Below are 11,028 nucleotides of genomic sequence, written 5' to 3' on the forward strand. Positions count from 1 at the left end.
GCCCGCAGAGGTAGCCCGGTCGAATCGGGAACGCGCTCATTCATTGACGTCACTGTATCTAGGAGCGCGCCAAAACCCACACCGACGCTCGGCGTGCGGGTGGTAGCTCAGGTGACTTCGAAGCCCAGCCGTCGTGCCGCCCGCGCCTTCTGCCGACTTGCGCGCAGCCGTCGTAGCCGCTTGACCAGCATTGGGTCAGCTGCCAATGCCTCGGGCCGGTCGACCAAAGCATTCAACACCTGGTAGTAACGCGTGGCGGACATTCCGAACAACTCTTTGATGGCTTCTTCTTTGGCCCCGGCGTATTTCCACCATTGGCGCTCGAACGCCAAAATGTCGTGTTCGCGGCGGGTTAGCCCATCGGCGAGTTCAGAGTCGTCCCCCGATCGATTAGCCCGCGCCATAGCGCTGTCCATATCGCTTCCTCGACCCTTTCGGCGAATTCTCGAATGCTCGCTGCTCCGGCGAATATTCAACCATGTTCGCAACAGTTGATCGCCCAACCCAACCCGCGAGTCGGCTGACTAGGTGAGATTGCCTGTCCCCGCCTCCGGCCGCAACTCGAGCACATCCGCGGGCCGCTTAAGCTTGCCGGTCATGGCAGTCGTACCCATTCGCATCGTGGGAGATCCGGTCTTGCACACCCCGACCAAGCCAGTTCCGGTCGGTGCGGACGGGTCGCTGCCGGCCGATCTTGCCGACTTGATCGCCACGCTTTACGACACGATGGACGCCGCTTACGGAGTTGGCCTGGCCGCCAACCAGATCGGCGTGGACTTGCGCGTGTTCGTCTACGACTGCGCCGACGAGCGCGGTCAATCGGCGCGCCGCCGCGGCGTGATCGTCAATCCGGTGCTCGAAACCTCGGAAGTTCCCGAGACCATGCCGGACCCTGATGACGACGACGAGGGTTGTCTCTCGGTGCCGGGTGAGTCGTTTCCGACCGGGCGGGCTAAGTGGGCCCGGGTCACCGGACTCGATGCCGACGCCAGCCCGATCACGGTCGAGGGCTCAGGGTTGTTCGCTCGCATGCTTCAGCACGAAACCGGACATCTGGACGGCTTTCTGTACCTGGACCGCCTGATCGGACGGCACGCCCGGGCCGCAAAACGTGCGGTCAAATCCCACGGCTGGGGTGTCCCCGGCTTGTCGTGGACACCGGGCGAGGGGCCGGACCCGTTCGGTCACTGATGGTTTCGTGGCCACCGCCCGGCACAAGGGTCACTGTGCGTTACCGGCGTCCCGCTGGGTCTATCCCGCCGCTGACTGACGCGGTCGGGCATCTGCTCGACACCGAGCCGCTGGTGCGAGTGCAGACGAAAACCGGTGCGGTGGTGCAGTTCGCGGCCGCGGACGTGGTCGCGGTGCGGGCGCTGAGCGATGCGCCGGTGCGCGCCTCGCAGATCCGCGGGCTCGAGCACGCCGCCGCCCTCGCCTGGCCCGGCGTAGAGCAGCAGTGGCTGGACGGTTGGTTGCTGCGCGCCGGGCACGGCGTCACCGCTTGCGCGAACTCGGCTGTTCCGCTTGATACTTCCGCCAGCACAGCGACGATCCCGGCGATAGTCGACTGGTACATCCGACGCGGGCTGACGCCACGACTCGCGATTGCCGACCGGCTGTCCCCCGCAAGCGGGTGGTACCCCCAGCGGCTGCGTTTTATAGGTGAACAACCCAATGCTGTGCTGGTACGCGAGGTGCACACCGCCGAGCCCGACCCGGCGATCCGGCTGTCGGACCGCCCCGACGACGCCTGGCTGCAGCTCTACCAACGCGACATCCCCGTGGACGTACTGACTGCAGTCGTCAACGGCGAGCACGTGTTCGGTATCCACGCAGACCTGGCGGTGGCGCGAGCTTCGGTGACCGACGCCCCGGACGGCACCCGCTGGGTGGGCCTGTCGGCGATGGGCACGGCAGACGGTCCGCTGTCCGAAGCACTGCTGGCGTGGGGTGCCGTACGTGGCGCAACCCGTGGTTATGTCCGGATTCTCGACGACGATCACGCTGCCGCCGTTCTGGCCGAGTCGTTGGGCTTCAAGCTGCATCACCGCGCACGCTATTTCACACCAGCCGCCACGTAGGGTCGGGCCATGGTTGATGGCGGCGACCCGCTGCGGCCCGACGGCACGGTGCGGCTGGCCACCTGGAACGTGAACTCGATCCGCACCCGGTTGGACCGCGTCCTCGATTGGCTGGAGCGCGACGGGGTCGACGTGTTGGCCATGCAAGAAACCAAGTGTGCCGACGACCAGTTTCCGACGATGCCGTTCTTGGAACTGGGCTACGAGGTGGCGCATTGCGGATTCAACCAATGGAACGGCGTGGCGATCGCGTCACGGGTCGGCCTGGAACAGGTCGAGGTCGGCTTCGACGGCCAGCCGAGTTGGAGCAGCAAGCCGGACGTTAAGGCCGCTGCCGAAGCCCGCGCGCTGGCCGCCACCTGCGCCGGGGTTCGGGTGTGGAGCCTTTACGTGCCCAACGGCCGAGCTCTGGGCGACCCGCATTACGCGTACAAACTGAATTGGCTTGCCGCACTGCGCGATACAGCTGCCGGCTGGCTACGAGACGATCCGTCGGCGCAAATCGCGCTGGTCGGCGACTGGAATATCGCCCCAACCGACGACGACGTGTGGAGCGTGGAATTCTTCCGGGGCGCCACACACGTTTCGGAACCGGAACGCACAGCGTTTGACGCGATTGTCAACGCTCAATTTGCAGACGTGGTACGGCCTTTCACCCCCGGTCCCGGGGTCTACACCTATTGGGATTACACCCAGCTGCGGTTCCCGAAGCGTCAGGGCATGCGCATCGACTTCATCCTCGCCTCCCCCGCGCTGGCCAGCCGGGTCGCTGACGCGCAGATCGTCCGGGAGGAACGTAAAGGCAAGGCGCCCAGCGACCACGCGCCGGTCGTGGTCGATCTGCGTCAAGCTTGACGCATACAAATATCGGTTGCGGGTATTCATTTTCTGTTCATTTGCCGGACAAGGCCATAGGATTGCTCAATGCTGCGCAGGATCGTGACGGTTTCGGCAACTTTGCGAGTTCGCGCCTATGCAACCCCGCCGGTGTGGCGTGCAGCGGGTTTCAGATTCACGGCCTCAACAACCAATTAGCAGGGAGTCATCATGGGTGTCGTTAATGGCGCCGTACGCACCGTAACTCGAACGGCGGGCCGGGCCGCGGAGGCCACCACCGAGGCCGCGGGTGCAGTGGGCGGTGCCGCTGTCAACGGTGTCGTAGGCGCCGTGACCGGGGCCGCAACCGGGATCAAGCGGGGAATCGGCAGCGGCAGCCATTCGGTGCCGGCAGCAGCGTTGACATTGGGCGCGCTCGGCGTCGCCGGGCTCATCGAATGGCCGCTGGTGCTGGCCATCGGCGGCGGCGCTCTCTTGCTGCGGCAGCTTAATAACGGTCACGCCGATGGTTCGCACAAGGCGTCGGTCACACCGGTGAGGGCGGTTCCGACGAAGTCGACCAGTTCAGCTAGTTCGTCAAAGCCACGCAAATCGCCGGCCAAGCGGGCACCGGCGCGGTCGCGCGGCGCACAGTCGCGCGCCCGCCGCTAATCCCCCGGTTGGGTACCGTCGGAACAGTGCGAGCATCTCCGCTCCGCGCGGTCGCGTTTGGTATACAGGCAACCTCTGCGCTAGTCGGCGCCACCGTGCAAACCGCGGCCAACGCCGCAGGCTCGTTAGGCACGGTCGCCTCGACGGGCCTGACCATGGCCGTGATCCCGGTACGAGAAGGCGTCAAAGCGCTATCGGACGGGCTGCCCGCGCCCACGCTGACGCGGCATAGCTGGCGCGGCAAAGGTCGGGCATGGATCGAGGTCCGCGGGCTAGACGGCCCAAGCGGCGCCGAGCTTGGGCACGACGTCCTCGACGCCGTCCGTAACCTGCCCGGGGTCACGTCGGCCAGCCTGAACCGCCCGCTGTCGCGGGTCGTGGTCACCCTGAACGGCAACCAGACCTCGCTGCGTGAGCTGAGCAATGTGGTGGGCGAGGCGGAAAAGCGTTGCAGCTCAGTCGATACCACTCCACGCCCGAATGCTTTACCGGGCGACGGTTTGCTCCTGGCCACCAAGGCGGTGGGCGTCGGCGCCACCGCTGTTGGAGTTGGCGCCGCGGTCGCGGGCCGGGTGCTGCGCTGGCCGCGACTGAACTACGGTTTCGAGGCCGCGGTGGTGGCCGTCGATTACCAGCCGCGGGTGCGGCGTCTGCTCGAGCAGAGCATCGGCCAAGCCGCGACGGACACAGTGCTGAGCTTGGCTATGACAGCGGCACACGTCATTGAGCTATCGCCGGCGTCGCTCGCTGTGGACTTGGCGATGGAAGCGCTGAAAGCCACCGAAATGCGCGCCGAAGCGCAGGCCTGGGCCCGCCACGAGCCGAAGCTGGCCGTTCATGCCGAGTACGCGGACGTGCACCCGCCGTCTCGCCCGGTGCCGCTGCCGGAGGGCCCTGTCGAGCGGCACTCACGGCGCAGCGCGTTGCTTCAGGCGATCAGCGTCGGAGCTGTCGGCGCCGCCACCCGCAACGTCGGCATGGCCTCGACCGCGGCGTTGGTCACCACACCGAAAGCCACCCGCACCACCCGCGAATCGTTCGCCGCGGCGCTTGGCCAAGGGCTGGCCGAGCAGCACGAAGTGTTGCCGCTGCACCCGCAAAGTCTGCGCCGCCTGGATCGGGTCGACGTGCTGCTGGTCGATCCCCGGGTGCTGTGTACCAACACGCTGCGGGTGGTGCGGGTCCGCGGCGCCGACGAGGACGAGGTTTCCCCGGCGTGGAACCGCGCCCAGCTGCTGCTGGAGAAACGCGGCCTGCGGGTGGGCTGGCATCCGGTTCCCGGAGGGCCGTCCGGCGGGAAGATCGAAGCGCTCATCGGCCCCACGCACGATCCGCTGGCCTCAGCGGTCCTGGCCGAGGCCCGTCGGGCTGATCTGGATCTGATCTCCGTTCAGATCGACGACCTTGGCGAGCTGCGGCCCGCGTTCGACGAGCTGCGGCCTGCCGACAACGGATCGATCGACGATGCGCTGGTCGCGGCGCTGAGCGATCTGCAACAGTCCGGTCACACCGTCGCCGTATTGTCTTCGGCTGCCGCACAAGCACTTTCATCAGCCGACATCGGGCTTGGCGTGATGCCCAACTCGGACTCCGAGCCGCCGCCCTGGACGGCGGATCTGATATTGAGCGACCTCGCCGGCGCATGGCGACTACTGCATGCGGTCCCCGCGGCCAAGACAGCAAGCCGGCGTGGGATCGAGATATCCGCCGGCGCGACAGCGCTGGGCGCGCTGCTGATGGTGCCCGGCGTGCGCGGCCAAGGGCCCGGCCCGGTGACGACGGGCGCGGCGGCCGGTCTGCTGTCCGGCTACTTGCTGGCCCGCCGAGTGGTCCGCGCACCGACTCCGCTGCCTGCCCCGATCCACGAATGGCACGCAATGTCGGTCGAGCAGGTTCGCAAGATGTTGCCGCCGCCGGAATCCCTGGAATCGCCGGCGCCCCAGCATAGTCCGCTGGCGGCCCGGGCTATGGAAACCGCTCATCGCGGGGCCGAGCTGACCGGACGACCGCGACGAGCGGTTTGGCAGTTCGTCAAGGCGGTGCAGGCCGAATTGTCCGACCCGCTGACGCCGGTGCTGGCTCTCGGCTCGGCAGCCAGCGCGATATTGGGTTCGCCGGTGGATGCGGTGCTGGTCGGTTCGGTGCTCACCGGAAACTCCGTGCTGGCCGCCAGCCAGCGCCTGCGCGCCGAAAGCCGGCTGAACGAACTACTGGCCCAACAGGTTCCGCCGGCCCGCAAAGTGACCATCGGTTCCAACGGCGCGCCGGTCTACACCGACGTCATCGCGGAGCAACTGCGGCCCGGCGATGTGATCGAGATCCGCACCCATGAGGTGATCCCCGCCGATGCCCGGCTGATCGAAGAAGACGACCTCGAGGTCGACGAATCGACGCTCACCGGTGAGTCGCTGCCGGTGGAAAAGCAGGTCGAGGCAACGCCGGGCGCCGAATTGGCCGAGCGTCGCTGCATGTTGTTCGCCGGCACCACGATCGTCGCGGGCACCGCGCTCGCGCTGGTCACCGCCGTCGGCGCCGACACCCAGGCGCGTCGCGCCGCCGAACTCGCGTCCGGTGAGTTGCCGGAGGTCGGGCTGCAGCATCAGCTCAGCAAGCTCACCAACCAGGCATTCCCGGTCAGCACGGCCGGCGGCGCGCTGGTCGGAGCACTGGGCCTGTTGCGCCGTCGAGGGCTGCGCGAAGCCGTGGCCAGTGGAATCGCGATCACCGTGGCCGCGGTCCCGGAGGGCATGCCGCTGGTGGCGACGCTGGCCCAGGCCGCGTCGGCCAGACGGCTGACCGAGTATGGCGCGCTGGTACGCATCCCCCGTTCGGTCGAGGCGCTCGGCCGCGTCGACATCGTTTGCTTCGATAAGACCGGAACGCTGTCCGAAAACCGCCTGCGGGTCGCGCAGGTGCATCCCGTCGCCGACTACTCGGGTGACGACGTGTTGCGCTTTGCGGCGCACGCAGCGCCGGACGCCAACGGCGGCCCGCAAATACACGCCACCGACCGGGCCATCATCGAGGCGGCGCTGGCCGTGGATGGCTCCAACGGCTCGCATCCCGGCGATGCTGATGCCCACCTGCCGTTCCGCTCCGGCAGGTCGTTCTCGGCGTCGGTGTCCGACGACGAGCTGACCGTCAAGGGCGCGCCCGAAGTGGTGCTCGCCGCCTGCGCAGACGTCGGCCCGGATATCGACGGCACGGTACGTCAGCTGGCAGCCGAAGGTTTGCGGGTGATCGCGGTCGCGCGGCGCCGGCTCGACGCGCAAGACGCCAAGCTCGTTGCGGATGACGAAGATGCCATCGCCGATCTGGCCCAAGACGGGCTGTCGCTGGCCGGGTTCCTCGGGTTGTCCGATACCCCGCGGGCCGAAGCACCCGGTCTGCTCAAGGCCCTGTACGAGCGCGAGGTCGGCATCCGGCTGATCACCGGCGATCACCCGATCACGGCCACCGCGATTGCGCGGGAAATGGGTATGCCGGTGAGCGTGGAGCAGGTCATCAGCGGCGCGGAGTGGGATGCGATGTCGCGCAAAGACCAGGAACGCGCCGCCACCGAGCGGGTGATCTTCGCCCGAATGTCACCGGAGAACAAGGTGCAGGTCGTCCAGACGCTGGAACGCGCCGGCAACGTCTGCGCGATGGTCGGCGACGGCTCCAACGATGCCGCCGCGATCCGGGCCTCCACCGTCGGCATCGCGGTCGTCGCGCGCGGCAGCGATCCAGCCAGCATCGCGGCCGACGTCGTATTGGTCGACGGCCGAATCGAAGCGCTGGTCGCAGCCATCGACGAGGGACACCAGCTCTGGCAACGGGTGCACGCCGCGGTGTCGGTGTTATTGGGCGGCAACGCCGGCGAGGTGGGGTTTGCCATTATCGGCGCCGCGATCAGCGGAACGTCGCCGCTGAACACCCGCCAGCTGCTGCTGGTGAACATGATGACCGACGCGTTGCCCGCCGCCGCGCTTGCGGTCAGCCCGCTCAGCGGACCGCTACAGACGACGGGCCGCGGCCCCGATCAACGAGCACTGTGGCGGGCGGTCGCCATCCGCGGGACGACGACGGCGGCGGCGGCCACCGCGGCATGGGTGATGGCCGGTGTGACGGGACGGCCCCGGCGCGCTTCGACGGTGGCGCTGGTCGCGCTGGTGAGCACGCAGCTGGGTCAGACCCTGCTGGATTCGCGCGCTCCGCTGGTCGTACTGACTGCCGGCGGGTCGCTGGCCGTGCTGGGGACGCTGATCAGCATCCCGGGCGTCAGCCAGCTGCTTGGCTGCACCCCGCTCGGCCCGATCGGGTGGGCGCAGGCGCTGGGCTCAGCTGGGGCCGCGACCGCCGCGGTTGCCGTCGCAACCCGCGTGCTTGACAGTAAGCGTCCATTGCAGCTCGAAGCCGCCGATCGGCCTGCGGCTGAGCCTGAACCTCCACCAGGCCGAACCGCCACAGAACGGCGTACAACTCGATCAGCGGGATCGCCAGAAGAACGGCGGCCCCTGAGGCTAGTGGGTCGGCGAGATGATCCGTCGTCGACGTCATATGTTCGACGGTGACCAACGCATCCGGCGGGACGGCGAACCTTTAGTTACTGAAAGGCAAATGATGGTCGAAAAGAAGACGCGTCGGGCCACTTCTCAGCGCGACGCCGTCGAACACATCCGCGAGGGCGAAACGTTTTTTGTGAATTTACCCATAGTTGGCCGGGTGGAAATTCCGCGGCCAGATCAGCTCGCCTACTACGGCGGCCTGGCCGCTCTGGCCGCGTTTGAGCTGATCGACTGGCCGGTTGCGGTCGTCATCGCAGCCGGTCACATCATGGCCAGTAACCACCACAACAAGGTCCTCGAGGAACTCGGCGAGGCCATCGAGTCCGTCTAACGCTCCTGCAGGACGCGACGCGCGGTCTCGATGTCGTGGTGGATCGGCAGACACATCAATTCGGCCACCCGATACATAAAGCTATCCGGCGACAAAACCAAGACGATCGCGTTCTGTTCTAGCAGCCGATCCAGCGCCGCAAATCCCGCGCTGTCCAGGTATTTGACCCTGCTCAATTCGAGAATGACGGGCCGGGAACCCGGCACCGCCAGAACCGACTCGGTGAACTCCTCGACATTGGTCACGTCGACCTCGCCGGTGACCGTCACTTCGGCAGGAGTCGCCACCCTGGCGCCGTTGTGGGAGTTCTGTAGCTGAAAATCCGCGCGGGTCATGGTGTCACGCCCGCCACCTTGCCGGCCCGAGAGAAAACTGCATGGTGGAAAGTCAGGGTAATCCGTGTGCCGTGCGCCGTGCGAACCGTCTTCACGTCGTCGGCAAGTCCGTTGATCATGGTGAGCCCGCGTCCTCCCCGCAAGCTACGTTGGCTGGCCGAGGAATCGCCCGACCAGCGACCGGTATCGCTTACGGTCGCGGTCACGGTGCGATCGCGCACAAAAGCCTCGATGGAAATTGTTCTGGGCGAATCTCCGCTGCTGCCATGCTCGATCGCGTTGCTCACCGCTTCCCCGGTGGCCAGCAAGATGTCGACTGCCCGCGGCGGATCCACCGCGATACCGGTCAGCCAATCGCTCAGCCGGTGCCGGGCTTGCGGGATATTGGCCAGCGCGGCAGGCAGCACAGTGGCGAAGCTGCGGGTGCAGCTGTGGCTGGGACGCACCGCCAACAGGACGACGTCGTCGGTGTAGCCGCCGGGCGGGGTCATCCGGTCGAGCAACTCGTCACAAAACTCTCCGACCGACAACTCAGCACGGTAGGCGGCCGCGGCCTGTAACCGCGCGAATCCCTGATCGAGTGTCTCGCCCGGGCGCTCGATCAGCCCGTCGGTGTAGAGCAGCAGGAGGGTGCCCGCCGGCAGCTCGTCTACTGCGGTATTCGGTTTGAGCGGGCTTTCCCATGCCGCAATCGGGGGCCGTCGGCCGCCCTGCAAGAAGACCGGCGGTTGGTCCGGCGTGACCAGCAAGGGGTAAGGATGACCCGCGCAGGTGTAGCTGATGCTGGAGCTGCCGTCGGCCGTTTCCGGTCGTTCGTGGTCGATCACGGCGTAGCTGACCGTCGCGCAGCGCGCACCTGGGATTGCCGCCGCATATTTGTCCAGCGAGGCGAGCACCGCGTCCGGCTCGGCGCCGGTGAGCGCGGTCGCGGCGACCGCGGCTCGCAGTCTGCTCATGACGATCGCGGCGGGCAGACCGTGTCCGACGACGTCGCCCACGGATATCGCGATCTGACCGGGTCGCTGCATCGGCATTACCAGATACCAGTCGCCGCCGACTCGCATCGCCTCGCCGCCGGGCTGATACACCGCCGCCACCACCGCGGCCGTGGACCCGCGGTCGAGATCGAGTAGATGCTCTTGGAAGTCGACGGCGATCCGATGCTCGCGCTGCGCAATGCGGACCCGGTCCAGGGCCGACTGGGTGATTTCCGCAGTCCGCGCGAACATTTCGAGCTCAGTGGGATCGAACTCCCGCGGTGTGGGCCACAGCAACCCAAGCGAACCGATCACGTTGCCGTCATGCCCACGCAACGGCTGGCTGACGCAGGCCCGGACGTTGTCCCCGGTTTCCTGCACCACGTGGCCATAACGCGGGGCCAGCGCCGAGGTATCGGTGATCACCATCCGCTGACCGGACTTGATGACATCGACCGGCACCAGCGGCGTGTCCAGGGTGGCGACGTGGTAGCGGTCGCGGACTTCCGCAGGGACCGGACCGGCATAGGAGAATCGGACGTTGTTCTCGTCGGCGTCGAGGAGACCGATCACGACCACAGCGGCGCCACCTGCGCCGAACGCAGAGGCGAGCAACGCCTCGGCGATTCCGTCCGCCGAGTCGGCGGCCTGCAACGCGGCATCGAGTTGAGCCACTGCGGAGGTACGCCGCAGCTCGGCTTCCCGCTGTTGTTGAGCGGCGCGTTCGCGGCTGGCGGCGGACAACCGCGCCGCGATCCGCTCGATCAACTCCTGCGAGCGAAACGGTTTGAGCAGATAGTCGTCCACACCGCCCGCATAGCCTTCGCTGACGGCCTCGTTCCCGGAGCGGGCGGAGAGCATGACAATCGGCGTGGCGGCCAGGTCGGGATCGCCGCGAATCGATGAGACGAAGTGCAAGCCGTCGAGCTTCGGCATCATCACGTCGGTCACGATCGCGTCCGGGCGAAGCTCGCGGGCGGACCGTAGGGCCGCTTCGCCATCGGCGACCAGAACCGTTCGCCAATGCGCAGACAACACCTGTTCCAGATGAGCCCGCATGTCGGCGTTGTCGTCGGCGATCAACACCAGTGCGCGGTCCTCCTCGTTGGGAACAATCCCGGCCGCCGGCGGGGCAACCCATTGATCCGCCTCGACCACATACGGGTTGTCCAGCAGGTCGGCCGGCGCATGCTCGACCACTCTGCCGACAAGCGATTTCGGCAAAGTGACCGCGACCGTGGTGCCGCGTTCGAGCTCGCTGGTGATCTG

9 protein-coding genes and 1 pseudogene are annotated in these 11,028 nt (G+C 67.1%); 6 read left to right on the forward strand and 4 right to left on the reverse strand.

Annotated elements, in window-relative coordinates:
- Positions 1–107: 107 nt before the first annotated feature.
- Complete coding sequence (locus WBF82_RS04240) at positions 108–416, reverse strand: DUF3263 domain-containing protein (RefSeq protein WP_424079926.1); 309 nt, start codon at positions 414–416, stop codon at positions 108–110.
- A gap of 181 nt (positions 417–597) precedes the next feature.
- On the opposite strand from WBF82_RS04240, the gene WBF82_RS04245 reads away from it, so the two are divergent.
- The 5 genes and pseudogenes from WBF82_RS04245 to WBF82_RS04265 form a co-directional block, all read left to right on the forward strand.
- On the forward strand, positions 598–1,191 hold the full coding sequence (locus tag WBF82_RS04245) for a peptide deformylase (protein ID WP_424381851.1): 594 nt from the start codon (positions 598–600) through the stop codon (positions 1,189–1,191).
- Positions 1,191–2,081 (forward strand): N-acetylglutamate synthase, CG3035 family, encoded by an 891-nt coding sequence (locus tag WBF82_RS04250; RefSeq protein WP_424381852.1) that lies wholly within the window; start codon positions 1,191–1,193, stop codon positions 2,079–2,081. The genes WBF82_RS04245 and WBF82_RS04250 overlap by 1 nt, the downstream gene beginning before the upstream one ends.
- Before the next feature lie 48 nt (positions 2,082–2,129).
- Positions 2,130–2,936, forward strand: a complete 807-nt coding sequence (locus tag WBF82_RS04255; protein WP_424381856.1) for an exodeoxyribonuclease III — start codon at positions 2,130–2,132, stop codon at positions 2,934–2,936.
- Positions 2,937–3,128: 192 nt separating this feature from the next.
- On the forward strand, positions 3,129–3,569 hold the full coding sequence (locus WBF82_RS04260; protein ID WP_424381853.1) for a hypothetical protein: 441 nt from the start codon (positions 3,129–3,131) through the stop codon (positions 3,567–3,569).
- 1,967 nt (positions 3,570–5,536) lie between these two features.
- Positions 5,537–7,909, forward strand: a pseudogene (locus WBF82_RS04265) (cation-translocating P-type ATPase); the annotation flags it as partial.
- On the opposite strand, the gene WBF82_RS04270 reads toward WBF82_RS04265, so the two are convergent.
- Positions 7,830–8,108, reverse strand: a complete 279-nt coding sequence (locus WBF82_RS04270; protein WP_424381857.1) for an Rv1535 domain-containing protein — start codon at positions 8,106–8,108, stop codon at positions 7,830–7,832. The pseudogene WBF82_RS04265 and the gene WBF82_RS04270 sit on opposite strands and share 80 nt — an antisense overlap.
- A 63-nt stretch (positions 8,109–8,171) precedes the next feature.
- Between WBF82_RS04270 and WBF82_RS04275 the strand changes: the two genes are divergently transcribed.
- Positions 8,172–8,447 (forward strand): hypothetical protein, encoded by a 276-nt coding sequence (locus tag WBF82_RS04275; protein WP_424381858.1) that lies wholly within the window; start codon positions 8,172–8,174, stop codon positions 8,445–8,447.
- Here WBF82_RS04275 and WBF82_RS04280 read toward each other — a convergent pair.
- Positions 8,444–8,782 (reverse strand): STAS domain-containing protein, encoded by a 339-nt coding sequence (locus WBF82_RS04280; protein WP_424381854.1) that lies wholly within the window; start codon positions 8,780–8,782, stop codon positions 8,444–8,446. The two genes, WBF82_RS04275 and WBF82_RS04280, sit on opposite strands and share 4 nt — an antisense overlap.
- Positions 8,779–11,028, reverse strand: a 2,250-nt coding sequence (locus WBF82_RS04285) for a SpoIIE family protein phosphatase (protein WP_424381855.1), incomplete at its 5' end; no start/stop codon positions are given. The genes WBF82_RS04285 and WBF82_RS04280, both read right to left, overlap by 4 nt.

The sequence above is a fragment of the Mycobacterium sp. genome, assembly GCF_049673265.1.
Lineage (GTDB): Bacteria > Actinomycetota > Actinomycetes > Mycobacteriales > Mycobacteriaceae > Mycobacterium.

Excerpts from the sequence above, each read along its gene's own strand:
- WBF82_RS04240 (WP_424079926.1), bottom strand. The coding sequence starts at position 416 with ATGGACAGCGCTATGGCGCGGGCTAATCGATCGGGGGACGACTCTGAA.
- WBF82_RS04270 (WP_424381857.1), bottom strand. The coding sequence starts at position 8,108 with ATGACGTCGACGACGGATCATCTCGCCGACCCACTAGCCTCAGGGGCC.
- WBF82_RS04275 (WP_424381858.1), top strand. The coding sequence starts at position 8,172 with ATGGTCGAAAAGAAGACGCGTCGGGCCACTTCTCAGCGCGACGCCGTC.
- WBF82_RS04245 (WP_424381851.1), top strand. The coding sequence starts at position 598 with ATGGCAGTCGTACCCATTCGCATCGTGGGAGATCCGGTCTTGCACACC.
- WBF82_RS04280 (WP_424381854.1), bottom strand. The coding sequence starts at position 8,782 with ATGACCCGCGCGGATTTTCAGCTACAGAACTCCCACAACGGCGCCAGG.
- WBF82_RS04260 (WP_424381853.1), top strand. The coding sequence starts at position 3,129 with ATGGGTGTCGTTAATGGCGCCGTACGCACCGTAACTCGAACGGCGGGC.
- WBF82_RS04250 (WP_424381852.1), top strand. The coding sequence starts at position 1,191 with ATGGTTTCGTGGCCACCGCCCGGCACAAGGGTCACTGTGCGTTACCGG.